21 protein-coding genes are annotated in these 24,833 nt (G+C 62.7%); 10 read left to right on the forward strand and 11 right to left on the reverse strand.

Annotated elements, in window-relative coordinates; all coding sequences use genetic code 11:
* Positions 1–315 precede the first annotated feature (315 nt).
* From BW995_RS10805 to BW995_RS10815, 3 genes are all read right to left on the reverse strand, one after another.
* Positions 316–1,401, reverse strand: a complete 1,086-nt coding sequence (locus BW995_RS10805; RefSeq protein ID WP_245821394.1) for an HpcH/HpaI aldolase/citrate lyase family protein — start codon at positions 1,399–1,401, stop codon at positions 316–318.
* A 151-nt stretch (positions 1,402–1,552) separates the two neighbouring features.
* Positions 1,553–2,311 carry a PhoH family protein gene (locus BW995_RS10810; protein WP_076400351.1) on the reverse strand — a complete coding sequence of 253 codons (759 nt, stop codon included), beginning with the start codon at positions 2,309–2,311 and terminating at the stop codon, positions 1,553–1,555.
* A 397-nt stretch (positions 2,312–2,708) separates the two neighbouring features.
* Positions 2,709–3,929 (reverse strand): glycosyltransferase family 9 protein, encoded by a 1,221-nt coding sequence (locus BW995_RS10815; RefSeq protein ID WP_076400352.1) that lies wholly within the window; start codon positions 3,927–3,929, stop codon positions 2,709–2,711.
* A 268-nt stretch (positions 3,930–4,197) separates the two neighbouring features.
* Between BW995_RS10815 and BW995_RS10820 the strand changes: the two genes are divergently transcribed.
* From BW995_RS10820 to BW995_RS10830, 3 genes are all read left to right on the forward strand, one after another.
* Complete coding sequence (locus tag BW995_RS10820; protein WP_076400353.1) at positions 4,198–4,815, forward strand: hypothetical protein; 618 nt, start codon at positions 4,198–4,200, stop codon at positions 4,813–4,815.
* 104 nt (positions 4,816–4,919) lie between these two features.
* Positions 4,920–6,326, forward strand: a complete 1,407-nt coding sequence (locus BW995_RS10825) for an MBOAT family O-acyltransferase (protein ID WP_076400354.1) — start codon at positions 4,920–4,922, stop codon at positions 6,324–6,326.
* A gap of 22 nt (positions 6,327–6,348) precedes the next feature.
* A complete protein-coding gene (locus BW995_RS10830; protein ID WP_076400355.1) occupies positions 6,349–7,614 on the forward strand; it encodes an SGNH/GDSL hydrolase family protein in 1,266 nt (421 codons plus the stop codon).
* Here BW995_RS10830 and BW995_RS10835 read toward each other — a convergent pair whose 3' ends face one another.
* Both BW995_RS10835 and BW995_RS10840 read right to left on the reverse strand, forming a co-directional pair.
* Complete coding sequence (locus BW995_RS10835; protein ID WP_076400356.1) at positions 7,615–8,160, reverse strand: dihydrofolate reductase family protein; 546 nt, start codon at positions 8,158–8,160, stop codon at positions 7,615–7,617. It abuts the gene before it with no gap.
* A gap of 2 nt (positions 8,161–8,162) precedes the next feature.
* Complete coding sequence (locus BW995_RS10840) at positions 8,163–8,579, reverse strand: acyl-CoA thioesterase (RefSeq protein ID WP_076400357.1); 417 nt, start codon at positions 8,577–8,579, stop codon at positions 8,163–8,165.
* A 202-nt stretch (positions 8,580–8,781) separates the two neighbouring features.
* Here BW995_RS10840 and parE point away from each other — a divergent pair, with 202 nt between their 5' ends.
* Positions 8,782–10,764 carry a DNA topoisomerase IV subunit B gene (gene parE, locus BW995_RS10845; RefSeq protein ID WP_076400358.1) on the forward strand — a complete coding sequence of 661 codons (1,983 nt, stop codon included), beginning with the start codon at positions 8,782–8,784 and terminating at the stop codon, positions 10,762–10,764.
* A 474-nt stretch (positions 10,765–11,238) separates the two neighbouring features.
* Here the strand turns inward: parE and BW995_RS10850 are convergent, their stop codons facing one another.
* A complete protein-coding gene (locus BW995_RS10850) occupies positions 11,239–12,696 on the reverse strand; it encodes a catalase (RefSeq protein ID WP_076400359.1) in 1,458 nt (485 codons plus the stop codon).
* Between the two features lie 641 nt (positions 12,697–13,337).
* Between BW995_RS10850 and BW995_RS10855 the strand changes: the two genes are divergently transcribed.
* A complete protein-coding gene (locus BW995_RS10855; RefSeq protein WP_175617042.1) occupies positions 13,338–15,446 on the forward strand; it encodes a methyl-accepting chemotaxis protein in 2,109 nt (702 codons plus the stop codon).
* 72 nt (positions 15,447–15,518) lie between these two features.
* On the opposite strand, the gene BW995_RS10860 is transcribed toward BW995_RS10855, so the two are convergent.
* Complete coding sequence (locus tag BW995_RS10860) at positions 15,519–16,142, reverse strand: hypothetical protein (protein ID WP_139332858.1); 624 nt, start codon at positions 16,140–16,142, stop codon at positions 15,519–15,521.
* Positions 16,127–16,909: a 2-oxo-tetronate isomerase gene (otnI, locus tag BW995_RS10865; RefSeq protein WP_076400362.1), complete on the reverse strand. Its 783-nt coding sequence runs from the start codon at positions 16,907–16,909 to the stop codon at positions 16,127–16,129. Before otnI ends, BW995_RS10860 begins: the two co-directional genes overlap by 16 nt.
* A gap of 455 nt (positions 16,910–17,364) precedes the next feature.
* Between otnI and hemN the strand changes: the two genes are divergently transcribed.
* On the forward strand, positions 17,365–18,714 hold the full coding sequence (gene hemN / locus BW995_RS10870) for an oxygen-independent coproporphyrinogen III oxidase (RefSeq protein ID WP_076400363.1): 1,350 nt from the start codon (positions 17,365–17,367) through the stop codon (positions 18,712–18,714).
* A gap of 75 nt (positions 18,715–18,789) precedes the next feature.
* On the opposite strand, the gene BW995_RS10875 is transcribed toward hemN, so the two are convergent.
* Positions 18,790–19,413: a DsbA family protein gene (locus tag BW995_RS10875; protein ID WP_076400364.1), complete on the reverse strand. Its 624-nt coding sequence runs from the start codon at positions 19,411–19,413 to the stop codon at positions 18,790–18,792.
* Positions 19,410–20,339, reverse strand: a complete 930-nt coding sequence (locus BW995_RS10880) for a LysR family transcriptional regulator (RefSeq protein ID WP_175617043.1) — start codon at positions 20,337–20,339, stop codon at positions 19,410–19,412. The genes BW995_RS10875 and BW995_RS10880 overlap by 4 nt, the downstream gene beginning before the upstream one ends.
* Positions 20,340–20,459: 120 nt before the next feature.
* Between BW995_RS10880 and BW995_RS10885 the strand changes: the two genes are divergently transcribed.
* From BW995_RS10885 to mtnC, 4 genes are all read left to right on the forward strand, one after another.
* Positions 20,460–21,575: an alkene reductase gene (locus BW995_RS10885; RefSeq protein ID WP_217696067.1), complete on the forward strand. Its 1,116-nt coding sequence runs from the start codon at positions 20,460–20,462 to the stop codon at positions 21,573–21,575.
* 215 nt (positions 21,576–21,790) lie between these two features.
* On the forward strand, positions 21,791–22,444 hold the full coding sequence (locus BW995_RS10890) for a methylthioribulose 1-phosphate dehydratase (RefSeq protein WP_245821396.1): 654 nt from the start codon (positions 21,791–21,793) through the stop codon (positions 22,442–22,444).
* Positions 22,444–23,004 (forward strand): 1,2-dihydroxy-3-keto-5-methylthiopentene dioxygenase, encoded by a 561-nt coding sequence (locus BW995_RS10895; RefSeq protein WP_076400365.1) that lies wholly within the window; start codon positions 22,444–22,446, stop codon positions 23,002–23,004. The genes BW995_RS10890 and BW995_RS10895 overlap by 1 nt, the downstream gene beginning before the upstream one ends.
* Positions 23,001–23,717 carry an acireductone synthase gene (mtnC, locus tag BW995_RS10900; RefSeq protein WP_076400366.1) on the forward strand — a complete coding sequence of 239 codons (717 nt, stop codon included), beginning with the start codon at positions 23,001–23,003 and terminating at the stop codon, positions 23,715–23,717. Before BW995_RS10895 ends, mtnC begins: the two co-directional genes overlap by 4 nt.
* A gap of 39 nt (positions 23,718–23,756) precedes the next feature.
* On the opposite strand, the gene ada is transcribed toward mtnC, so the two are convergent.
* Positions 23,757–24,815, reverse strand: coding sequence for a bifunctional DNA-binding transcriptional regulator/O6-methylguanine-DNA methyltransferase Ada (gene ada / locus BW995_RS10905; RefSeq protein ID WP_076400367.1), 1,059 nt, complete (start codon positions 24,813–24,815; stop codon positions 23,757–23,759).
* Between the last annotated feature and the right edge of the window lie 18 nt (positions 24,816–24,833).

Genomic DNA, 24,833 nt, shown 5'->3' on the forward strand with positions numbered 1-24,833 from the left:
AAACTTTCCGATGGTAAAAGGGTGCTGGCAGTCCCGTCCGCTCGTTTCGTACCGCCGACAGGCCCACAACCGGCCTCATCAGGTACAACCTCGATCGCAAAAGATCAAGACCTGCCGGTGTCCTGCACCCTTATCTCTGCAGTGGTCGTTAGAGGTACGCCCTATCCGGTTTCCCTGATTTCAGGCGGTCAGTATTATGACTTTAGGCATATCATATGCAAGATGTTCGTAGCCTCCTCCCGATATGAGGGTAAAAAAAACGGAGTGACCGTTGCCAGTCACTCCGTTTGTCCGTGCAAGGATCAGAATGCCTCGTTACAGGCCATAAGCCTCGGCCAGCGCCGCATCCCGCGCCGCCACCCGGCGGGCGAGGTCAACGATCACCTTGGCCTGTTTCCAGGTGGCGTCATCCTGCATCTTGCCGTCGATCATCACAGCGCCGGTGCCGTCGGGCATGGCGTCCAGAATGCGCTTGGCAAACAGGACTTCGGCGACGTCGGGGCTGAACACCTTTTTGGCAATGTCGATCTGCTTGGGGTGCAGCGACCACGCCCCGACACAGCCCAGCAGGAAGGCATTGCGGAACTGGGCTTCGCAGGCGGCATCATCCGAGAAATCGCCAAACGGGCCGTAGAAGGCTTTCAGGCCATGGGCCTGACAGGCGTCCACCATCTTGGCGACGGTGTAATGCCACAGGTCCTGCTGGAACAGGGTGCGGGCACCGCCGTCGGCGCGGCTGTCTTCCAGCACGCCATAGGACGGGTGACCGCCGCCGACGCGGGTGGTCTTCATCCCGCGCGAGGCGGCGAGGTCCGCCGGGCCGAGGCTCATGCCGTGCATGCGCGGGCTGGCGGCGGCGATGGCTTCGACGTTGGCAACGCCCAGCGCGGTTTCCAGAATGGCGTGAATCTGGATCGGCTTTTTGATCCCGTGACGGGCTTCCAGCTGGGCCAGCAGCTGGTCAAGGTAATGGATGTCCCACGGGCCTTCGACCTTGGGCAGCATCACCACGTCCAGCTTGTCGCCGACTTCACCGACGATTTCGGTCATGTCGTCGAGGAACCACGGCGAGTTCAGGCAGTTCACCCGGGTCCACAGGCCGGTCGAGCCAAAGTCGTTGGCCTTGGCGGCGGCAATGAAACCCTTGCGGGCGGCTTCCTTGGCATCGGCGGGGATGGCGTCTTCCAGATTGCCCAGCAGAACGTCCACCTGCGGGATCATTTCCGGCAGCTTGGCGCGGATCTTTTCGAGGTGGGGCGGGAAGAAGTGGACCATGCGTTCCAGCGCCACCGGCACTTCGCGGTTCGGGAGCGGAGCGCCGATAGCCAGCGGCTCAAAGAACTTTTTGGACGGCTTGGTGGTCATGGTGCGGGTAACTCCGTTGCCGCTATCACTGGACATGCAGACAGATTATGTCTTTGTGTCCCGTGATCACGAAAGAATATTGTTCATATCCGTTGTTTGCAGCAGCGAAGGGAAATTGTCAATGGGAAGCTGATATCCCGCCCCTGATCCCCTTGTGTAAGGAGGCAGGGGCGGGAATGCGGGGGGATCAGACGACGGTCAGCATGGCGGCCACCAGCGGGTGGCGCACGATATCGGCGTCCTGCAGGCGAATCACCGCGATATCATCGAGTTGTTCCAGCCGGGTTGCCACATCGGCCAGCCCGGACACCCCCGGCAGCAGGTCGCTCTGGTCGGGGTCGCCGGTCAGCACCATGGTGGAATGCCAGCCCAGTCGGGTCAGCAGCATTTTCAACTGTCCATAGGTGCAGTTCTGCGCCTCGTCGATCACCACAAAGGCATTGTTGAGGGTGCGCCCGCGCATATAGGCCACCGGAGCAATCTCGATGCTGCCATCGGCCAGCAGGGCGCGCAGGCGGCGGTTGCCCAGCCGGTCGCTGAGCGCGTCATACAGCGGTCGCAGGTAGGGGGCGAGCTTGTCTTCCAGCGCGCCGGGCAGGAAGCCGAGGCTTTCCCCGGCTTCGATTGCCGGGCGGGAGAGGACGATCCGCCCGATCGAGCCGCTTTCCAGTGCTTCGACCGCCTTGGCGATGGCGATATAGGTTTTGCCGGTCCCGGCCGGTCCCAGCGCCAGCACGACGTTGGTGGTGTCGATGGCGCTGATCAGGGCCGCCTGATTGGGGCTGTGCGGGCGAATGGTGCGGGTATAGGACTGCTCGCGCCGTTCGGGCTGCTGGTCAGGCTGTTGCCCGTGCAGGGGGTCCCATGCCGGGCCGTCGGGGATCACCGCACGCAGGCGGGGGCCGTTGCTGGCGGCAGTGGACGGACGAAAAGATCGTTTGGCCATGACACGTCTCCTCAGGCTATACCGGGACCGCAGCAGAATGGTCCCGACACGGGGAAGGGGGCAAAACGCAAAACGCCTCCCCATGGGGAAGGCGCTTGGACAGGCTGGGCAAAAATGCTGGAACGAAGCCATCGCGGACCGGCGATGAGGGGGAGGCCCCCCGCTGTGCTCAGGGGATGCCAGGACTGTGCTCGCAGACAAGGCAAACCGTGAAACCCGCTCATGGCTCGACGTCCTGTGCTGGGGGCTGCCCCACGGAATGCCGTCTGGTCATCCATCAGGGTAACCACGCAAAACACCATGCTTTCCCTCAATATAGAGGGCGCGGGGGCGTTTGTCGCTCCCCTGTTGGTGACATTTTTGCGCAGGATTGCAGGTGGTCTTGATGCCCGCAGGCTCAGGCCGTTCGCTGGGGCAGGAAATCGGCCAGGGCGCCGATCACCTGCGCGGCGGTGATCGCACTGACACACGGGGCCGGTTCGTCTGCCGTCAGGGTGTAAATGCAGCGCCCGGCGCAGTCGTAACAGTCCATCGGATGGGTGACCGGGATCGGGGCGATGCGGCCGGGCAGCAGGCGGCTGCGACCATAGGGCAGGGTGCGACCCCAGAACGTGCCGCTGGTCAGGCACAGGCTGGGGGTGGCGACCATCGCCGCCAGATGGATCAGCGGGCCTTCGTTGCCGATCACCAGATCGGCGCGGGCGACCAGTGCCGGCAGGTCGGCCAGCGAAATCTTGCCGCACAGGTCGGCGGTAATGGCCGAGGTGCTGAGGGCCATGATCATCGCCGCATGGGGGGCGTCGTCCTGACCGCCGCACACCAGCACCGGCAGGGCGTAATGCTTGTGAATGGCATCGACCACGGTGGCAAAGCTGCTTGCCGGCCACCGTTGCAGCGGACTGGCGGCACCGGGGGCCAGAATGACATAGCGATCCGGCAGGCCCATGTCTGCCGATGGTTGCAGCATCTCCGACGGAAAGGGCGACGGCCCCGCCGGATCAAGGGTCACACCCAGTTGCGCCAGCAGGCGTTCCTGGCTTTCCGTTTCCGGCAGCGGGTCTTTCGGCGGATTGGGCAGCAGGGTGGTATAGACCCGCCGTCCCAGCCGGTGGCCGGTGCGGGTGGTTTTGCGCCCATCGCCAACCCAGCCGATGCGCTTTTTTGCCGCGCTGAACCGTACCATGCTGTCACCGCCCAACAAGGTGCGGGAATAGCTGGTTTCCAGAGCCAGATCGGCGCGGATGTCGGCCAGTTTCCCGGCAAAGGCCCAGCGATAGCGCCAGGAGTGCCGCCATGCGATACCGTCAACCGGGATGATTTCGGCTTCGTCACCGATGTCTTGCAGCAACGGTTCGACCCCGGCCGGAACCACCAGCAGGACACGATAGCCCTTTTGCCGCAAGGACGGGATCAGGCGTTGACCGGCAGGTAGCCACAGCAGGACGTCGGACAGGTCGCCCAGACGGACGATCAGTGCCACCGGCGAGCGCAACGGGCGGCGATGCAGGCGGCGATGCAGGGACAGCCACAGGGCGAGCAGGGAGTCCAGCAGGAACAGCACGGAGGCATCAAGCCGCATCAGCCAGAGCCGGAGTTGCAACAACAGGTAGGCCTGCATCCTACACGCCTCCCCACGCCGGTTGCGGACAACAGACGGGACTGGTGAAGCGGCGGATGTCAGCACCCGTGGGCATGGCACTCCATGGTTCTTGTCAGGATGTTTGCGGGATGATGTCGGGGCCTACCCTAACGAAGCAAGCCTGCCCATGCTACTGAAAACACCGGCCATAGGTCATCAAGATCACCCTGAAAAAAGTGTAACGGCCACCGGATGGCCAAATATGCTATGGTACAGGAAATTAGAGGCCTTTTGTGAGACGCCTGACATGAAACATGTGCTGACCACTGCCGGTACCACCGGCGGGATCATTGCCGGGATTATCGCCGGTCTGTCCGCCATCGCCGTGGCGGGCTGTACGGACTCTTCGGTTCTGTACCGGCCTGTCGCTTTTGGACAGCAGCCGGTGATCGCGGCATGGAATTCCGGCTTTTCCGGCAAAACGGCCCTGATCGAGGTCCACAACGCTCCGGCTGATGCGGCGGCTCAGCTCGCCGCACGGGCCAGCGTGCCGGTCGGGGCGGCGCCGGTGGCCGGATTTACCAGTGTTCCGGCCCAGGCCAGCGATCCGCGCTATCGGGTGGTGCTGGTGTTTGGCACCAGCGATGCCTTTGACGGCGCGGCGGCGTGCGAGCTGGCGGGGGCCGGGGATGGCACTGTGCCTGCCAGCAAGCAGGATCCGGCCAGTCACGAGGTGCAGGCCGCGCTGTGCTTTAATGCCGAGCGATTGTCCGAAATCCGCCTGCGTCCGGGGGCTGCTCCGTTGGGAAGCGGGGATGAACTGGCCGACCGGCGGCTGTTGGGGCAAATCATGGATCACCTGTATACCCCGCAGGTCGGAGGCCGTCTGCGTGGCGATGGATGCACCCTGAGCGGCGGGTGCTGAGGGGGTAAAAGCCCGGCACGGGCAGGCCGTTTGATTCTGGCCCCTTGACAGGTTCCGTTCTCCCCGGCAGGAAAGCCGACACAATCGCTGGGACGGGGAGCCTGATGAGCTTTGACAGCCTGATTTTTATGCTGTGCTTTGGGGGCTTTCTGGTCCTGTACCGCCTGCTGCCGATGCCGCGTGTGCTGGCGCTGGCGGCCAGTCTGGCCTTTTATGCCGTTGCCGGCTGGTTTGATCTGGGATTGGTGCTGGCGGTCAAGATCGCCAACTTCTGGCTGTCGCGCTTTGTGACTCCTGACAAGGTGGCGCCAGAGCGGGTCGGAAACCGCAAGCTGCGGCTGATCCTGATCATTGCCACCAACGTGGCGACGCTGGCGTTCTTTAAATATCGCTCGCTGCTGACCGGCGGCAGCCTGAGCCAGAACGTCTTTGGCATGGATATCGTCATCCCGCTGGGGATTTCGTTCTACATCTTCCAGATCATTGCCTATCAGGTGGATGTCTATCGGGGGACGGTGGCGCGGATCACCTCGTTGCCATCGTTCCTGCTGTTTTCCCTCTATTTCCCGCAATTGATCGCCGGGCCGATCGTGCGCGCCAGCCAGTTGGCACCGCAAATCCACCGCCTGTCGTGGTGGGGGCGCAAGGCTCCCAAACCCCGCATTGCCATCAGTTTCGGGCTGGGCCTGATCACCCTCGGGCTGATCAAGAAAGTGCTGCTCGCCGATGCCATCGCCCCGTGGGTCGATGCCGGTTTCGCCGAAGGCGTCGCCGACAGCTTTACCGGCTGGGTGATCGCCTGGGCATTCAGCTTTCAGATTTACTTCGATTTTTCCGGCTATTCCGACATGGCGGTCGGGATGGCGGCCCTGATGGGCATTCGCCTGCCGATCAACTTCCGCCAGCCGTTTCTCAGCCGCTCGCCGCAGGAATTCTGGCGGCGCTGGCATATCACCCTGTCATCGTGGATTCGGGATTATCTTTATATTCCCCTCGGTGGCAATCGTGGCGGAGCGCTGCGCAATGCGCTGGTGCTGATCGCGGTGATGGGGCTGGCCGGTCTGTGGCACGGGGCCAACTGGACCTTCATCCTGTGGGGCCTGTGCTGGGGGGGCGTGATCTTTTTGTGGCGACCGTTCCGCCACGTTTTGCAGAAAGTTCCCGGCCTTGACTGGGCGCTGGTGATGCTGGCGGTGGTGGTGCTGTTCGTCCTGTTCCGGGCGGCGGACATCCACAGTGCGGTGCAGTTCATTGCCACCCTGTTCGGCGGCGGTGGCGAGGGGACGATGCGGCTGGGGGACAGCCCGGGTGATCGTCTGTGGATGCTGGCAGGCTGTGCGGCATTGATGGGGCTGCACTGGCTGGAACGCCGCCTGCTCAGTCTGCGCACCGTTCATCGCCTGATGCGGCGGGATCACCCGCTGGTCTGGGGGCTGTTGTTGGGGCTGTGTCTGTGGATGGTGCTGCTGCCAAAGATTTCCACCACGCCGTTCATCTATTTCCGTTTCTGATGCCGTCAGACAGGGGCCGATCATGAAGACTGTTCACAGCCGGTGCCGACTGACGTTCCTCGGGCGGGTGGTGCGGGGGGCAGGGGGCCTGCTGGCCGGTCTGGTGCTGGCCTGCCTGCTGTTTGAAGGGGTGCTGCGCCTGACCGAGCTGCCGCCCGCCTGGAAGGTGTTGCCGGTAGCGCAAGCGAATCTCTATGCTCCCGATCCGCTGGTCGGCTACCGCCTGCGGCCCGGTGCCCACGGTCTGTGGATCACCGAAAACCGCGCACCGGTCAGCATCAATGCCGAAGGCTTGCGCAATCCGCCCCTGAACGGCCCGGCAGGCGTCGGGCGGCAGGTCTACGCGCTGGGGGATTCGATGGTCGAGGCCCTGCAGGTGACCGACGGCGAGACCTTTGTCCGCCTGAGCGAACAGGCTTTGCAGCGGCGCGCACAGGCCGACCGGGTGCTGAATTTCGGACTGTCGGGGGCAACGCCGCCGGTGCAGTTGTGGCGCTTTTTGTCGCTGACCCGGCAGGCGGTCCTGTCGCCGCGTCCCGGTGACGTGGTAATTTTCAGCATTTCATACAGTGATTTTCTGGCGCCTGAAATGGCCGGAACCGGTGAATTTGTCGGCTATGACCGCAACGGCGACGGCCAGATCGGGCCGAACCGCCCGTTTCTCGCCAGTCGGGGCTATCAGATGCGCTCTGGCCCGTTGGGCGAGGCGATTTATCAGGTGATGGATCACAGCCGTCTGGCGCTGGTGCTGAATCAGCGCAAGAACGTTGGCCTGCTGGCGGAACTGCCGAAAGCGGCCTCCAAACCGGCGGGCACTGCCACCCCGGACGCCTGTCAGGCCAACCCGCGGCAGGCGCTGGCAACGGCAGCCGGTCATATCCGGCAGGCTGCCACCCCCCTCAGCCTGCCGGAGCAGCGGTTGCAGGCGTGGCTGGATGATGTCCGCCAGCAGATGGTCAATCACGGGCTGAAGGTGGTGGTGGTGGTGCGCGGGCTGTCCGGTGGCTGTCTGAACCCTGATGAGGCAGCGCAGGAGGCATCCCTCTGGCGGTCGGCCAGCGCTGCGCTGCGTGACCTGTTTGCCACGCGTGATATTCAAATGGCCGACCTCGACCAGTGGCTGCTGTCGCGGGGGATCACCCGGGCGCAGGAATCCGCCCTGCACGGGTTCGGGGCGGCGCTGGGCTATGGTCACCTGAACCCCGATGGTCATCGTGTTTGGGCTGATCTGTACGAAGAGCTGGTGGTCAATACCTCCCCGGCGGCCTGCGGCTCGTGTGGGGGATGATCAACAGAACCCCGTTTGCTCCTCGTTACGCGGTTGGTAGCAACTGCGGACCAAACCGTTGCGGAAGCCTTCGACCGACAGCAGGTTCCAGCGGTAACGCTGTGCGCCCGGTTCCCACAGCGGGATGCCTCGACCGAGGATCACCGGAACGGTATACAGCTCGACCTCATCAATCAGCCCGGCGGCCAGCAGCGGCGCGATGACCGAACGTCCGCCGCAGATCCACACCGTTCGCCCCGCCTGCCGGGCCTGTCGCACCGTTGCCTGTACGTCACCGGTGGCGCGGACGCCGGGCGGCGGGCTGTCGTCCAGCGGGCGGCGGGTCAGCACCTCGACCCGCTTGCCAGCGTAAGGCCACGGTTCATCCATCGCCCGCAGCTGGTCATAGGTGCGCCGTCCCAGTACCACCACATCGACCACCGCCAGAAAGGCGGCCATCCCGACCTCTTCGCTGTCAAATGGCTCCAGCCATGCCACCCCGCCAGCGGAATCGGCAATGTAGCCGTCCAGCGAGGTGGCAATCATCAGGATCACCTGTCCGCCCATCCTCAGGCTCCGGTCCCGATCACCCGCTTGTGGCGGTTGTCGTCAATGGCGACAAAGGTGAACAGCCCTTCGGTGACTTTTTCATGCACGTCGCTGTCCATCCGTCGTACCCAGGCTTCGACCGCAATCGCCAGCGAGGTCCGGCCCCGGCGGACTTCGTGGCAATAGCAGGTCAGCTCATCGCCGACGAACACCGGCTTGTGAAAGGTAAAGCCGTCAACCGCCACCGTTGCCACCCGTCCGCCCGCGCAATAGCGCGCGAAGGTGCCGCCCGCCAGATCCATCTGGCTCATCAGCCAGCCGCCAAACACGTCGCCCGACGGATTGGTGTCGGCGGGCATGGCGATGGTACGGATGCTGACCTCGCCCGTTGGTCCCGCCGGGGTGGAGCCCGATAGGGGGTGTACTGTCTCGCTCATTCCTGCTACTCCGGCTCTGTCCTTTTCCTGCCGAGAGAGATAGGCTACCCGGCCAGCAACTGCAAACCCCGTAATCGGGGGCGGCGGGCAGACCCAGCGGGTTCTGCTTTCCTTTTGCGGCTGCTTTGGTGTAGTCCTAACTGCGTTTCTGTTCCCGGTTCGTTGCTTTTCTTTACCGCCACGTACAAGTCCGTAGGGTGCCATGTCTGACCTGTTCCAAAACCTGTCTCCCAAGAACACCGACTACACCGCCAAGGATATCGAGGTTCTCGAAGGTCTGGAGCCTGTCCGCAAGCGGCCGGGGATGTACATCGGCGGGACCGATGACAAGGCCCTGCACCATCTGGTGGCCGAAGTGCTCGACAACGCGATGGACGAGGCCGTCGCCGGGCATGCGTCGTTCATTGATCTGGAACTGGCTGCCGATGGCGCGGTCACCGTACGCGACAACGGGCGCGGCATTCCGGTTGATCCGCACCCGAAATACCCCGGCAAGTCGGCGCTGGAGGTCATTTTGACCACCCTGCACTCGGGCGGCAAGTTCGGTGGCGATGCCTATAAGGTCTCGGGCGGTCTGCACGGGGTGGGGATCAGCGTGGTTAACGCCCTGTCGGAAGAAACCGTTATCGAGGTCGCCCGCGACAAGCAACTGTGGCGGCAACGCTATTCCCGTGGCCTGCCGCAGACGGCGTTGGAACTGGTCGGTCCGGTGCCCAACCGGCGCGGGACCACCGTCCGCTTCAAGGCCGACCCGGAGATTTTCGGCCCGCGCGCCCGCTTCAAGCCTGCCACCCTGTACCGCATGGCGCGCTCGAAGGCCTACCTGTTCCGGGGCGTGCGGATTCGCTGGTCCTGTGACCCGCTGTTGCTGAGTGACAGCGACGCCGTTCCGGCCAAAGAGGAATTGCACTTCCCCAACGGCGTGCAGGACTTTCTGGAAAGCGCCCTCAAAGGCCGCCCGACCGTCACCGGCATTTATGCCGGTCAGGGGACGCTGGCCGATGACATGGGATCGGTGGAATGGGCGGTGTGCTGGCCCGAGGATCAGGAGGCGTTCTTTTCCTCCTACGTCAACACCATCCCCACCCCCGAGGGCGGCACGCACGAAAACGGTCTGCGCAATGCCCTGACCAAAGGGTTGCGGTCGTTTGCCGATCTGGCGAAGGTCAAAAAGGGTGGCGACCTGACCGCCGAAGACGTGATGGGCGGCGCCTGTGTGATGCTGTCGCTGTTCATCCGCGAGCCGCAGTTTCAGGGCCAGACCAAGGAACGGCTGGCCTCGGCCGAAGCAACCCGGCTGGTCGAGCAAGCCCTGCGCGACCATTTCGACCACTGGCTGACCGCCGCGCCGGACGTGGCGAACCAGTTGCTGACCCATGCGCTGGAGCGGATGGACGAGCGTCTGCGCAAAAAGCAGAGCAAGGAGATGTCGCGCAAGACCGCCACCAAGCGTCTGCGTCTGCCGGGCAAGCTGGCCGACTGCTCGCGCTCGATTGCCACCGGCACTGAACTGTTTCTGGTCGAGGGTGATTCCGCTGGTGGCTCGGCCAAACAGGCCCGCAACCGCGAAATTCAGGCGGTGCTGCCCCTGCGCGGCAAAATCCTCAACGTCGCCTCGGCCTCGCTGGACAAGCTGCGCGCCAATCAGGAACTGACCGATCTGGTCGAGGCGCTGGGCTGCGGCATCCGCGACCATTACGAAGCCGACAAGCTGCGTTATGAAAAGGTCATCATCATGACCGACGCCGACGTTGACGGCGCCCACATTGCCAGCCTGCTGATGACTTTCTTTTACCGTGAAATGCCGCGCCTGATCGAAGACGGTCACCTGTATCTGGCCATGCCGCCGCTTTATCGCCTGTCAACCGGCACCAAAAGCATCTATGCCCGCGACGATGCCCACAAGGACGCGCTGCTGAAGAAAGAGTTCAAGGGCAAAAAGGTCGATATCAGCCGCTTCAAGGGTCTGGGCGAAATGCCGCCGTCGCAGTTGAAGGAAACCACCATGAACCCGGCCAGCCGCACCCTGTTGCGGGTGGTGTTGCCGGGCAAAAAGACCGAAGAAGACCGCGAAATCGCGCTGGCAACCGCCTCGCTGGTCGAGCAGTTGATGGGCCGCAAGCCGGAATTGCGCTTCCAGTTCATCCAGCAAAACGCCCAGTTCGCGGGCGATCTGGATATTTAGACCTGCGTGCGTTAAATCTGACGCGACAGTACACGACAGTCCGTGCAGAAGAATGGGCTACCGCCCATACCCGTTTGGGTGCGATGCCCCCAAGCCCCTATTTTTTCTTTAAATATCAAATCAATGGGGTCCGGGGCCTAAAGGCCCCGGCGAGGTTTGGAGCGGCGCTCCATGATCTTTTTGTTTTGTGTCGTGTCCTGTGATCTGACGCAGGCACGCTGGTCCAACCTTTTGTCGTGCCGCATTGTTTTTGCGAAAACCGGTTCCTACTTTTCGCACAATGCTCTAAAAAATAAAAAAAAAGAGGGGGGACTTGGGGGCACGCGCCCCCAAACGCAGGCGTTAGAGCATTTCTCGGTCTCCAAGGATCACGATAAATGCTCTAATGACTTGTTATCCAAGCAAATACGTCGTCGCAGATGTGTCCATCTGCTCGGGATTTGCTCTAGCCTGCCTCCCCCCCGACCATGGTCCTTACCCCTCCACCTCGCTCAGCGGAATGCCCAGGGCATCGGCAATTCCCTTGCCATAGGCCGGATCGGCCTGCAGGCAGTGGCGGATGTGGCGCAGCTGGATGTGACGCGGAACCTCGCCAATCGAGCGGGCAGTATTGTCGAACAGGGTTTGCTGCTGTTCGGGCGTCATCAGGCGGAACAGGTCGCCGGGCTGCGAGAAGTAATCGTCATCCTCGCGGTGGTTCCAGTGGTCGGCGGCTCCTTCGATAGTGAGCGGCGGCTCCGAGAAGTCCGGCTGTTCGGCCCATTGGCCCTGATCATTCGGTTCATAGCCCAGCGTGCTGCCATAATTGCCGTCGATCCGCATCGTACCGTCGCGGTGATAGCTGTGGACCGGGCAGCGGGGAGCATTGACCGGAATCTGGTGCAGGTTGACCCCCAGACGATAGCGCTGGGCATCGCCATAGGAAAACAACCGCCCTTGCAGCATCTTGTCCGGCGAGAACCCGATGCCGGGAACGATGTTGGCCGGGTTGAACGCCGCCTGCTCGACCTCGGCAAAGAAATTCGCCGGGTTGCGGTTCAGTTCCAGCACGCCGACCTCGATCAGCGGGTAATCCTTGTGCGGCCAGATTTTGGTCAGATCAAAGGGGTTGTAGGGAACCTTTGACGCTTCGGCCTCGGGCATGATCTGGATGTGCAGCGTCCAGCGCGGGAAGTCGCCCTTTTCGATGCTGTCGTACAGGTCGCGCTGGTGGCTTTCGCGATCCTTGCCAATCACCGCTTCGGCTTCGGCATCGCTCAGGTTTTTGATGCCCTGCTGGGACTTGAAGTGGAATTTGACCCAGAACCGTTCGTTGGCGGCGTTGAGAAAGCTGAAAGTATGGCTGCCGAATCCGTGCATGTGGCGATAGGTGGCCGGAATGCCCCGGTCGCTCATCACGATGGTCACCTGATGCAGGGCTTCGGGCAGCGAGGTCCAGAAGTCCCAGTTGTTTTTTGCGCTGCGCAGGTTGGTGCGCGGGTCGCGTTTGACCGCGTGGTTGAGGTCAGGAAATTTCAGCGGGTCGCGCAAAAAGAACACCGGCGTATTGTTGCCGACCATGTCCCAGTTGCCTTCCTCGGTATAAAACTTCAGCGCGAACCCGCGAATGTCGCGTTCGGCGTCGGCAGCACCGCGCTCACCGGCAACGGTGGTAAAGCGGGCAAACAGCTCGGTTGTCTTGCCGACTTCGGAGAAAAGTTTGGCGCGAGTATAGCGGGTGATGTCGTGGGTGACGGTAAAGGTGCCATAGGCCCCCGATCCCTTGGCGTGCATCCGCCGTTCGGGGATAACTTCGCGGTCAAAATGGGCCAGCTTTTCCAGAAACCAGACATCTTGCAGCAGCATCGGACCCCGGGGGCCGGCTGTCATCACATTCTGGTTGTGTGCGACCGGACAGCCTGCCGCTGTGGTCAGTTTCTTTGAGTCGTCCATCGTCCTGGTGCCTCCCGTTTGGCGGTGATGAAACCCATTAGACGCCTGGATTTTTAATCGGTCCAACTGACTTTATTTGTCTTATTGATCTGTTTATCCGATTGGTATTGTTTTGTTGATGGCGCTTTGGCAGATATTTTCAGTCTGGCTGCTCTTTGCAATCCCTTGGGACAGGATAATTTTATGACAAACGGCAAGGGTGGATGGCCTTTTTGGCAGGGGGACCATTATACCTATGTGCATTTATCGGGCTTGTTCAGACAAAAGCATCGCCCGGTAAGGAGGCGGGTGTTCTGACCTGCTGCTGGAAAAACTTGTGGCATTGCACAATGACTGGTTTTGTCAGCACGCTGTTGCGAAAGGATGGTTGTATTGTAACTATTTGTTTTTAAAGAAGAAATATTGAAATCATTAGGGGGTGCTTCAGAAAGCCTTCGCGCGGAAACCCTACTTATCCTGAAATATTTAAGGTGAATATGTTGTTCTTTGCATAAAATGCAGGGCAAATGTTCCCGAAACTGTCAATTTATGGGGGGTTACACTTTTTTATTTTTGAATATAGGGGGTGGAATCCGGTCTAATGCTGAATGAGCGGTCAGTCGCGGCTGTTGCATAAAGATCGAGCAAGGCGGAGAGTTCTGATGAGTGACACGATTTCAATGGAAACTTATGAGAGCGCTCCTCAGACGCGGGTTACGCCTGTCTCTTCTCCTGCCAAGGGACTAAGCCTGTCGATCGGTCAGCGTATTACGCTGGGGTTTGCCGCCGTGCTGGTGCTGCTGGCTGCCATTTCGGGCGGTGCCATTTACAGCTCGCAGGTTGTGCGGTCGTCGGTGCAGCAGTTCCGGGACCAGTCCGATGCCTCGTTGTCGGTCGGCAAGCTGAAGCAGGAATTCCTGGCGATGGACTCGCTGGTCAACCGCTACAGCCTTGACGGTTCGCAGGAAAAGGCGCAGGCCATTGCCGACAAAAGCATGGGCCTGATCACTGCCATCGACAACGGCCTGAAAGCCGTGCCGGAAACCTCGGAAGCCTATCCGCTGTTGAAAGAGCTGTCCGGCGCGATGAAGAATTATGCGGGTGATTTCTCGTCGATGACCATTCTGCGCATGCAGTTTGAAACCGTTTCCGACAAAACCCTGTCGACCGAAGGCGACAATCTGGTGTGGCTGCTCAGCCAGTTGTCGAGTGAACTGGGCAGCATGGGCAACGCCTATGGCGTGACCTATGCCCGCAACGCCCGCGAGTCCGCCCTGCAGGCCCGGCTGTCGTCGTACATGTATCTGGGCCGCTACAAGCCCGAACTGGCCGAACAGACCCGCAAGCAGCTGAAGGAACTGGAATGGCCGCTGAAGCTGGTCGGAACGTCGCTGGAGCGGATGGGTGATCAGGAAAACGCCACCAAGGCGCGTGAACTGCTGGAAAAGGTGCAGGCTGCCTACAAGAGCTATGGCCGTGCCTTTGACCGCTCGGCTGGTCTGCTGCAGGAACTGCGGACGCTGGCCGATGACTCGATGATGAAGCAGGTCAGCCATCTGGCTGAGTCGTTTGACAAGCTGACTGCCATTTCCGACACCGAGCGCGGTGAAATCGAAGCCTCGATGGAACACCAGATGAAGTTCAGCGAGCATGTGATCATGGCCGCTGGTGGTATTGGCCTGCTGCTGGGGGCGCTGTTCGCGGTGCTGATCGGGCGCAGCCTGTCCCGTCCGGTGCTGGCGATGGCCGGGGCGATGCAGGAACTGGCTGATGGCCGTCTGGATGTGGATGTGCCCGCCCGGGATCGTGGCGACGAACTGGGGCAGATGGCGCAGGCACTGGAAGTGTTCAAGGAACATGCTGAAGCCAACCGCCGCCTGGAAGAACAGCAGCGCGTAATGGCGGCCAAGGCCGAGCAGGAGCGCCGCTCCCTGATGGATGGCATGGCCGACGATTTCCAGACCAATGTCGGTCACATCGTCGAAATGGTCAGCCAGTCGTCGCAGGTGATGCAGACGCTGGCCCAGCAGATGACCGACAGTGCTGCCTCAGCCCAGCGCCGGGCCGAACGGGTGGCCTCGGCGTCGGAAGAAGCCTCGGCCAACGTGCAGACGGTGGCGGCGGCAGCCGAAGAACTGGCGGCGTCGATTCATGAAATTGGCCGTCAGGTGAAGGAATCGTCGTCGATCGTCCATGCGGCGGTGGAAGAAACCGAGCGCACCGATGCGATGGTGCGTGGTCTGGCCGACAGCGCCCAGCGGATTGGCGAAGTGGTGGCGCTGATTTCCGACGTTGCCAACCAGACCAACCTGCTGGCCCTGAACGCCACCATCGAAGCCGCCCGTGCCGGGGAGGCTGGCAAAGGTTTTGCCGTGGTGGCCAACGAAGTCAAGGCGCTGGCCAACCAGACTGCCCGCGCCACCGAGGAAATCGCCACCCAGATCAGTGCGGTGCAGGGTGCAACGCAAGGGGCGGTGCAGGCCATCAATGGTATCAGCGCCACCATTGCCCGCATTGATGCCATTTCCAGCACCATTGCCTCGGCGGTTGAACAGCAGGGGGCGGCGACCAAGGAAATCACCCACAACGTCCATCAGGCTGCTCAGGGGACGCAGGATGTGTCGGAAAACATTCTGGCGGTCAGCGATGCGGTGGAACAGACCGGCGGGGCTTCGTTGCAGGTGCTGAGTGCCGCCGAGCAGGTGCAGTCCGAAGCCCACCGCCTGAGCAGTGAAATGAGCACCTTCCTGGCCCAGATCCGCGCTGGCTGAGGTTCACCGGCTATCAACAACAACAACGCCGCCGTGGGGATCACCTCACGGCGGCGTTGTTGTTGTGTTCGTTTACGGGCAGGTCTTCAGCGCCTTGTCGCTGCTGACTGCGGGCAGGACCGCCACCCACGGCGGGCTGTCCTCGACATGGACCTCGGTCTTGTCGCTCTGGCGGCGGCAGATGGTATAGGACGGGGTCGTCTGGTCGGCAGGTGCCGAACCGGTCGAGGCCCCGGTACCGCCTGCCGGTTGGGTGGCAACGTGGATCAGGGCCACCTTGTCGGTCCAGGTTTGCGGCGGAATGGCCTGCAGCGCTGGCTGCGGGATCAGGCGATAGGCAATACCCGGTTTGCCGTTGATCAGTGGGGCATCTGCCGGGGTGGTCTTTTGGCGGGCCCCGATCACCACCGGATAATGGCTGCTGGAGCCATCACTGGCAATCAGCAGCAGTTGTCCTTCTTTCGGGCCGCTGGGCAAGGCTTCGGAGAAATAGATCTGGGTGCCGTTCAGACCCTCGGTCAGACGGGCCACGCCGAACGCCTTGACCGGTGCAGCCAGCAGGGCATTTCCGGCAATCAGGGGGGCGGCCTGCGCCGCCATATCGGCGCGGGCTGTCGGGGACAGGGCGAGAACCCCGGCCATGACGGCCAGACCCGCGCCGAAAAACACCACCCGCATCATTATTTCTCCAGCCACTCCCGCGCCCATTTCAGGCCGGTTTCCGTCTTGCCGCGCGGCTTGTACTCGCAACCAACCCAGCCCTTGTAGCCCGAAGCATCGAGCAGATTGTAAATATAGGGGTAGTTCAGTTCCGACAGCGCATCCGGCTCGTTACGACCGGGGACGCCTGCCACCTGAATGTGGGCGATGCGGTCGAGGTTGCCTTCGAGGAAGTCGGTGATCCCGCCCTGGGTGATCTGGGCGTGATACAGGTCGTACAGGATGAACAGGTTCTTGCGTTCCAGCTGGTCCAGCACGGTCAGGGCGTCATCGGGGCGGGTCAGGAAATAACCGGGCATGTCGCCGGGGTTGATCGGCTCGATGCAGACTTTCAGCTTTTCGCCCGCCAGCTCGTCGCAGGCATAGGCGAGGTTTTCCAGATAGACGTCAAAGGCCTCTTCCCACTGCTCTTCCGGCACCACGCCGGCCATGATGTGAATCTGGTCGCAGTCGAGGAAGTCGGCGTAGTGAATGGCGAGGTCGAGGCTTTCGCGGAATTCGTCCTGACGGCCCGGAACGGCGGCCAGACCACGCTCGCCCTTGGCCCAGTCACCCGGCGGGGCGTTGAACATCGCGACCTTCAGCCCGGCCATCGCCGCCTTGTCGCCGACGTCGTTGGCGTCGGCCAGATAGGGGAACTGGATTTCACAGCCCTTGAAGCCACAGGCTGCCGCTGCTGCGAAGCGGTCAAGGAACGGAACTTCGGTGAACAGCAAGGACAGGTTGGCGGCAAAACGGGGCATGGGACCTCCATAAGCATCGGGCGAAAAGTGGATACCGGTTTTCGCATCAACGATGCGACATTTAAAGGTTTAGCATCGGGCGAAAAGTGGATACCGGTTTTCACATCAACGATGCGGCACGTAACGATTTGGAATCGGGCGACTCAGACGCTACCCTATGCCGAGCCTGTCGCGGAGGAAAGTGTTTCGTGTACAGGGGAAGATATGGGGGCTGCTCCCCGGATGGGGAAGTCCGGCGGATGTGAATTGCATCCTGTCCCCAAGGCGGGTAGTTTGTGCCGCCAAAGCGCATCACCATACAGTGGGAGTGGGGTGCAAAAGGGGTAAGGTTGGTTGTTGGACCAGCGTGCGTTAAACCTGACGCAGGCACACCGGTCTAACCTTTTGTAGTGCCGCATTGTTGTTGCGAAAACCGGTCCCCACTTTTCGCACAATGCTCTAGGGATGTCGCCGTTATGAGACTTGATCTGGTCAACAAGTACGATCTGCGCCTGCCGCGCTATACCAGCTATCCGACTGCGCCGCATTTCTCGGCGGCGGTGGATGGCGGGGTGTACGGCCAGTGGCTGGGCGGGCTGGATACGGCGACACCGTTGTCCCTGTACGTTCATATCGCCTATTGCGACGAGATGTGCTGGTTCTGTGGCTGCCATACCAAAATCAGCAAGCGCTACGAGCCGATTGCCGACTATCTGGCGGTGCTGGAAAAGGAAATCGATCTGGTGGCCTCGCGGCTGCCGGGGCGGATGGGGGCCAAGCACATTCATTTCGGCGGTGGCAGCCCGACCATCCTGTCCGCCGATGATTTCAGCCGCCTGATTGCCCGCCTGAAGGATCGTTTCGGCGTGCTGGACGGGGCAGAGATCGCCGTCGAGCTGGACCCGCGCACCGCTGACGAAGCCTATGTCCGCGCCATGGCCGCCGCCGGGGTGAACCGCGCCAGCGTCGGGGTGCAGGATTTCAATCCGGTGGTGCAAAAGGCGATCAACCGCATCCAGCCCTATGAACAAGTGGCCGAGGTGATCGGCTGGCTGCGCACGCACGGGATTTCCGAGGTCAACATGGACCTGATCTACGGCCTGCCGTACCAGACGACCGACAGTGTGCTGGCGACCATTGACCAGACGCTGACCCTGTCGCCGCGCCGGATTTCGCTGTTTGGCTATGCTCATGTGCCGTGGATGCGCAAGCACCAGACCCTGATCCCGGAATCGGCTCTGCCCGGCCCGGAAGAACGCTGGCGGCAGTACGAAGCGGCACAGGAACGCTTGCAGGCCCATGGTTATGTCTCGGTCGGGCTGGACCACTTTGCCGCCCCCGATGACGAACTGGCGCTGGCGCTGGCCGAAAAGCGCATGCACCGCAATTTTCAGGGCTACACCACCGACGACGCGCCTGTGCTGATCGGCATGGGGGCCTCGGGCATTGGCTCGCTGCCGCAGGGCTATGTCGCCAACGAAGGCGAACTGCACGCCTGGAAACGGATGGTCGAAGCCGGTGAGCTGCCGACCAAACGCGGCATTGCCATCTCGGACGAAGACCGCCTGCGCCGCGAGGTGATCGAGCGCCTGATGTGCGATCTGGAGGTCGATGTGGCGGCCATCGCCCGCCAGCATGGCCGCAGCGACGACCATTTCGCCGCCGAAGTGGACAGCCTGAGCGATCTGGAAGCCGACGGGGTGGTGGTGCGGGATGGCTTCCGCCTGACCATCACCGACGATGGCCGGGCACTGGTTCGTGCTGTTGCTGCCCGCTTTGACCAGTACCTGAAGGTGGGCGAACGCCGCCATTCTCAGGCGGTGTGAGGCTCAGGCGGTGTGAGGCAAGAAAAAAGGCCCCGACAGTCCGGGGCCTTTTTCATATCCCTCAGGCGCCGTTCCTCACCGCTCCAGCCGCTCCAGCAAGGTATCAACGTCGATCAGCTTGGGCTGGCCGCGCTCCAGAATGGCGAAGGTGGGGACGCCACGGGCGCGCAGGCTGTCCATCATCGCATCGCCTTCCTCGATGCTGCGCCGGGCCTGTTTCAGCAGGCCGGGCAGGTCATCGCGCAGCAGGTCAACGGCGGCGGCAAAGCCGTGCCCGGCGAGGATCGCTTCGACCGCGGGCAGGGTGGTGTTGGCGCGGCCTGCGACATAGCGGGCCTGTTGCAGGGCGGTCAGGGCCTTCAGCTCGTCGGCGGGGGTGGTCTGGCGGACGGCCAGCAGGGCCAGCACCAGCGGCATGGAGTCAAACGGGGTGGTTCCGTCGGCCAGCACGCCGCTCTGATAGGCGTCGCTGAACGGCTGGCCGGTTGCGACCTGAACGCGCAGGTCGTTCTGCCAGGCAAAGCGGGCAAAGGCCGGGGTCATCGGGCGCGCGCCCTCGCCACAGAACAGGCCGGTCGGCAGAAAGGAAATCTGCACCACCGGCTGGGCTGCCAGCCGGTGCAGTTTTGGCAGCGAGCCATAGCACCAGCCGCACAGCGGATCAAACAGGTACAGGACAGTCAGTTTGTCAGAGGTCATGGAGATATCCCGGTGGCAGGGTAGGAAAAGCTGTTTAACGTTTGAAAGTGCGCAATCAGTCGCTCTTTCAGCACGGTAACGCGTCGAGGCTCGGGGGAGCGGGGCGGCGACACCAGATGCAGCGGCATGGCGGGCAGCATCCAGTCCGGCAACAGGCTGACCAGACGCCCTGCCTGCAGGTCTTCGGCAACGTCCAGCCATGATTTCAGGGCGATGCCCGCCCCGGCCAGTGCCCAGCGGCGGGTCTGGGCACCGTCATTGGTGATTAGCGATAACGGAACGCGGACGGCGACGGTGCGGCCATCCTGTTCAAAATACCAGTCATCAACCACCACGCCGCCAGCCCGGCGCACGATGCAGCGATGCTCCGCCAGATCCCACGGGGTGCGCGGGGTGCCTGCGGTGACCAGATAGGCGGGCGAGGCCACCACCAGCCGCCGCCCCCGCGCCAGATGGCGGACTTTCAGGCGGCTGTCCGGCAAGGCCCCGGAGCGGATGGCGATATCAAATCCCCCACCCACCACATCAACCACCGCATCATCCAGATGCAGGTCCAGCACCACGCCGGGAAAGTCGGCCTGAAAGGCTTGCAGGACCGGGGCAATATGGCTGGCCCCGATGTCATAGGAGGCGGTGATGCGGATCGGCCCGGCCATCTCGTCCTGCTGGCCGCGCACCGCCTTGCCCAGTCCCTCCCACGCATTGACCAGCCCGTCACTGGCGGCCAGAAAGCGGCGGCCTTCCTCGGTCAGGCTGAGCGAACGGGTGGTGCGCAGGAACAGCGGCGCGCCGAGGCTGTCCTCGGCGGCCTTCAGGCGGGCGCTGACCGAGGCCGGAGACAGCCTCAGCTCGCGTGCCACGTCGGCCATCCGTCCGCGCTCGGCAATCTTGCGGATCAGGCGGATATCGCTGAGGGTCAGGTCCATTGTTCGGTTTCGGAAAAGAGTGAATTCAGGAAAGGCGGCATTCTCCACCATCTATGGACAGAGCATGATGGTCGGCAAGGGGAATGCCCCGTAAATCGTGTTTGCCTCAGGAGATCGTGAATGTCTTTCGCCTCTGATGACCTGTTGTTCCAGCCGCTGGCGCTGGGGGAAACGATGCTGAAAAACCGGGTGGTGATGGCCCCGATGACCCGCTCGCGCAGCCAGCAGCCGGGCAATGTGCCGACGGCGCTGAATGCTGAATACTATGCCCAGCGGGCAGGCAGTGGCCTGATCATCAGCGAAGGAACGCAGATTTCGCCGCAAGGGCAGGGCTATGCCTGGACGCCGGGCCTGCATACGGCGGAACAGATTGCTGGCTGGCGACTGGTGACCGATGCGGTGCATCAGGCGGGCGGGCGGATTTTTGCCCAGTTGTGGCACGTCGGGCGGATGAGCCATCCGGCGGTCAATGGCCTGCAACCGGTGGCACCGTCGCCGCTGCTGGCCGAAGGCGGCATGGTGTTCATCAATGATCAGCACGGCCCCCGAATGGAAGCCGTTCCACTGCCACGGGCGCTGGATGAAGGTGAAATCCGCCAGACCATTGCCGATTATGCCCAAGCCGCGCGCAATGCGGTGGCGGCGGGCTTTGATGGCGTCGAGCTGCATGGGGCCAATGGCTATCTGATTGACCAGTTCCTGCGCTCGAGGTCCAACCAGCGCATCGATGGGTATGGTGGTTCGCTGAGCAACCGCACCCGCTTTGTTGCCGAAGTGGCGCAGGCCTGTGCCGATGCCATCGGGGCCGGGCGGGTCGGAATTCGCCTGTCGCCGTTCCTGAACGTTAACGGCATCAGCGATGACAGCCCGCATGAAACGTTTTTGGCAGCGGCGACGGTGCTGGCCGAGGTGGGGGTGAGCTTCATCCACCTGAACGAAGAGTCGATGGTCGGCGCGCGCGGTCTGGCCCCCGAGGCATTCCGGGCCGATCTGCGCAAGGTCTATGGCGGGACGGTGATCGTCTGCGGCGGCTATGACGGCGACAGCGCCCGGGCGGCGCTGGGCAGTGGGCTGGTGGACATGGTCGGCTTTGGCCGTCCCTACATCAGCACCCCTGATCTCGCCGAGCGTCTGCGTGACGGGGTGGCATTGAATTCCGCCGCCGACCGTACCACTTACTTTGGAGGCGGTGCTGCCGGTTACACCGATTATCCGCGGGTGATGCAGGCCGCCTGACATGCTGTAACACCTCTTGTCGTGACACTTTTCAGCGGGAAGGGCGATGATCACGCTCCCTTCCCGCTTTTTTTCGTGTGTGCAGGGCGGCAAAAGCCGGGCAGACGTTGACTTGCCGTGGCTGTTGACCCATTCCTATGGCTGATGGATTGTGCAGGGGGCTGAAAAGCGCCCTGATTTGATGAAACAGCAGACTTTTCCCGGAGACGCACACGGTGAGCCAGTCCCCTTCGCACAGCGGCAAGATCGCAAGCATTCCCTCGCCCTGGCCCGATGCCGAAACGGCGGCGCAGGGGCTGGTGGAGATCGGGCTGTGGGTGTCGGAACGCGGCTGGGTGCCCGCCACCGCTGGCAACCTGTCGATGCGCACCGCCTCGGGGGCGATTGCCATCACCCGCTCCGGCGTTGACAAGGGTGAGCTGGTCCCGGCCGACATCCTGCTGGTGGACCTCGACAACCCGACCACGCCGGGCACCTCGGCAGAAACCGACCTGCATCTGGCCGCCTATCGCGCCCTGCCTGCCGTTGGCGCGGTGCTGCACACCCATTCCCCCACCGCGACCCTGCTGTCCCGCCGTTTTGCGGCAGCGGGCAAGGTGACCTTTCAGGGCTACGAGCTGCAAAAGGGCATCGCCGGTGTGACCACCCACGAGGGCGCGCTGGATTTGCCGATCTATGCCAACTCGCAGGATATTCCGGCTCTGGCTGTGCATGTTACGGAAACTGGCGGCTATCAGGCGGCGGCCCATGGCTTCCTGCTGGCCGGGCATGGCCTCTATACCTGGGGCAAGTCGCTGGCCGAGGCCCGTCGCCATCTGGTGGCGCTGGAATTCCTGATGGATTGTGTTCTGGAAGAGGAGCGGCGCTGATGAGCCGACTGATCGTCTATCCGGCGTCCGCCGACTGCGCGGCGACGCCAACCCTTGATACCGCCGACGGGGCACGGATGGCCTCGGCACTGGCAGGCTATGGCGTGCGTTTTGAACAGCACCCGCTGCCCGCCAATGCCGACAGCATCGACCCGCCCGAACTGTTGCAGGCGATGGCGACCACCATCGACAGCCTGAAGGCCCAGTTCGGCTATCAGTCCTGTGACGTGGTGAAGGTGACGCCCGCCACCCCCAACATCACCAAGGCCCGCGCCGGGTTCCTCGCCGAGCACATCCACGCCGAAGACGAATGCCGTCTGATGATCGCCGGGGGCGGCACGTTCTACCTGCATCTGGCCGACGAGGTGGTGCAGGTTGATGTCACCGCCGGGGATCTGATCAGCGTTCCGGCCGGGGCGATGCACTGGTTCGACATGGGGGCGACCCCGACCTTTACCGCCTTGCGGCTGTTCACCAATCCCGACGGCTGGGTGGCGAATTTTACCGGCGATGCCATCGCCCTGCGCTTTAACCTTGGTGATGTGGCGGCGGCGGAATGACGACAGGCTCCCTGCATGTGGTGCTGACCGATATCGAGGGCACCACCAGCTCGATCACCTTTGTGCGTGACGTGCTGTTTCCCTATGCCAAACAGCGGATGGCGGCTTTCCTGCATGCCCATCAGGCCGAGCCGGTGGTATCGGGGCTGATCGCCGAGGTGCGCCAGATCGCCGAACTGCCCGCAAGCAGTGGGCCGGATGCGCTGGCAGCGGTGCTGAACCAGTGGGCCGACGACGACCGCAAGGTGCCGCCGCTGAAGGCCCTGCAAGGGCTGATCTGGCGCGATGGCTATGAGAGCGGGGCGCTGAAGGCCGACATTTACCCCGATGCGCTGGCGGCGTTGCGGGCGTGGGACGCTGCCGGGGTGCCGATCTATGTTTATTCCTCCGGCTCGGTCGAGGCGCAGCACCTGTTCTTTGGCCACACCGTCGAAGGCGATCTGCGCGGCCTGTTTCAGGACCATTTCGACACCCTGACCGGGGCGAAGACCGATCCGGGATCCTATCAGACCATTTGCGCCATCACCGGCTATCAGCCCGACGAAGTGCTGTTCCTGACCGACAACCCCGCCGAAGTCGCTGCCGCCCATCATGCCGGGGTGCAGGTGGTGGCGGTGCAGCGCGATGGTGGCGCACCGCTGGCGGTTCCGGTCGGAGTGCCGGTTGTCAGCAGCTTTGCCGACATTCCGGCAGCGATGCAGCCGACGCCGTAAACAGCAAGCCTGCGGCACGGTGAAATGCCATGCCGCAGGCTACCCTTTTTCCCGCTCCAGCAACGCCCGTTTGCGTTCGATCCCCCAGCGATAGCCGGACAGGGAGCCGTCGGTCCTGACCACCCGGTGACAGGGGATGGCAACGGCAATCCGGTTGGCTCCACAGGCGGTACCGACCGCCCGCACCGCCCGTGGAGCGCCAATGCGGTTGGCAATCTCGCTGTAGCTGACCGTCTGACCGGCGGGAATCTCGCGCAGGGCCTGCCAGACCCGCTGTTGAAACGCGGTCCCTTGAATGTCCAGCGGCAAGGCCAGCCCCAACACCGGGGTTTCGATATAGCCGACAACCTGCGCCACCAGTTGCTCAAACTCCGCCTCGCCGCCGAGCAGGTGGGCACGGGGGAAATGGTCCTGCAAGTCGCGCAGCAACCGTTCGGGATCATCACCCAACAGAATGGCGCAGACGCCTTTCGCGCTACAGGCCACCAGAATGGCCCCCAGCGAGCACTCCCCCAGCGCAAAACGAATCTCGGTGTCGGCTCCACCGTTCTTGTAGGCGGTGGGCGTCATGCCCAAAATTCCGTTGGCCTGCTCATAGAACCGGCTGCCCGACGAATATCCGGCCTCATAGAGGGCCTGCGTCACCGTCGTTGCAGGATCGTTTAACGCGGCACGAACGGTGCGCGAGCGATGGGCCTCGGCGTAGGCTTTGGGGGTCAGGCCGGTGACGGCCTTGAAATGCCGCTGAAAATGATACGCGCTGATGCCGACCGCCTGCGCCAGAGCGTGCAGGGTCAATGGCTGTTCGGCCTGCTCGATCAGGCGGCAGGCCTGCTGGATGGCGGCAAGGGTCTTGTCTGTCGGCGACGCCTGTCGGGGATGGCAGCGCAGGCAGGCGCGAAAGCCCTGTTGCTCGGCGCTGTGGCTGTCGGGGAAGAACACCACGTTCTGTCGCTTGGGGTGCCGGGCCGGACAGCCGGGCCGACAATAGACCCCGGTCGAGGTAACGCCATAGACAAACTGCCCCTCTGCCGAAGCATCCCGTCGCAGGACCGCATCCCAACGGCGTTGGTCTTCTGCGGTTGTGTCGTGCTCCATGGTTGTCCTCCCTGCTGA

Source organism: Insolitispirillum peregrinum, from assembly GCF_900156605.1.
In the GTDB taxonomy this organism is placed as follows: domain Bacteria; phylum Pseudomonadota; class Alphaproteobacteria; order Rhodospirillales; family Rhodospirillaceae; genus Insolitispirillum; species Insolitispirillum peregrinum.

What these genes read in the sequence shown, in the direction of transcription:
- BW995_RS10805 (WP_245821394.1), bottom strand. Translation starts at nt 1,401, where the DNA reads ATGTCCAGTGATAGCGGCAACGGAGTTACCCGCACCATGACCACCAAG.
- BW995_RS10810 (WP_076400351.1), bottom strand. Translation starts at nt 2,311, where the DNA reads ATGGCCAAACGATCTTTTCGTCCGTCCACTGCCGCCAGCAACGGCCCC.
- BW995_RS10815 (WP_076400352.1), bottom strand. Translation starts at nt 3,929, where the DNA reads ATGCAGGCCTACCTGTTGTTGCAACTCCGGCTCTGGCTGATGCGGCTT.
- BW995_RS10820 (WP_076400353.1), top strand. Translation starts at nt 4,198, where the DNA reads ATGAAACATGTGCTGACCACTGCCGGTACCACCGGCGGGATCATTGCC.
- BW995_RS10825 (WP_076400354.1), top strand. Translation starts at nt 4,920, where the DNA reads ATGAGCTTTGACAGCCTGATTTTTATGCTGTGCTTTGGGGGCTTTCTG.
- BW995_RS10830 (WP_076400355.1), top strand. Translation starts at nt 6,349, where the DNA reads ATGAAGACTGTTCACAGCCGGTGCCGACTGACGTTCCTCGGGCGGGTG.
- BW995_RS10835 (WP_076400356.1), bottom strand. Translation starts at nt 8,160, where the DNA reads ATGGGCGGACAGGTGATCCTGATGATTGCCACCTCGCTGGACGGCTAC.
- BW995_RS10840 (WP_076400357.1), bottom strand. Translation starts at nt 8,579, where the DNA reads ATGAGCGAGACAGTACACCCCCTATCGGGCTCCACCCCGGCGGGACCA.
- parE (WP_076400358.1), top strand. Translation starts at nt 8,782, where the DNA reads ATGTCTGACCTGTTCCAAAACCTGTCTCCCAAGAACACCGACTACACC.
- BW995_RS10850 (WP_076400359.1), bottom strand. Translation starts at nt 12,696, where the DNA reads ATGGACGACTCAAAGAAACTGACCACAGCGGCAGGCTGTCCGGTCGCA.
- BW995_RS10855 (WP_175617042.1), top strand. Translation starts at nt 13,338, where the DNA reads ATGAGTGACACGATTTCAATGGAAACTTATGAGAGCGCTCCTCAGACG.
- otnI (WP_076400362.1), bottom strand. Translation starts at nt 16,909, where the DNA reads ATGCCCCGTTTTGCCGCCAACCTGTCCTTGCTGTTCACCGAAGTTCCG.
- hemN (WP_076400363.1), top strand. Translation starts at nt 17,365, where the DNA reads ATGAGACTTGATCTGGTCAACAAGTACGATCTGCGCCTGCCGCGCTAT.
- BW995_RS10875 (WP_076400364.1), bottom strand. Translation starts at nt 19,413, where the DNA reads ATGACCTCTGACAAACTGACTGTCCTGTACCTGTTTGATCCGCTGTGC.
- BW995_RS10880 (WP_175617043.1), bottom strand. Translation starts at nt 20,339, where the DNA reads ATGGACCTGACCCTCAGCGATATCCGCCTGATCCGCAAGATTGCCGAG.
- BW995_RS10885 (WP_217696067.1), top strand. Translation starts at nt 20,460, where the DNA reads ATGTCTTTCGCCTCTGATGACCTGTTGTTCCAGCCGCTGGCGCTGGGG.
- BW995_RS10895 (WP_076400365.1), top strand. Translation starts at nt 22,444, where the DNA reads ATGAGCCGACTGATCGTCTATCCGGCGTCCGCCGACTGCGCGGCGACG.
- mtnC (WP_076400366.1), top strand. Translation starts at nt 23,001, where the DNA reads ATGACGACAGGCTCCCTGCATGTGGTGCTGACCGATATCGAGGGCACC.
- ada (WP_076400367.1), bottom strand. Translation starts at nt 24,815, where the DNA reads ATGGAGCACGACACAACCGCAGAAGACCAACGCCGTTGGGATGCGGTC.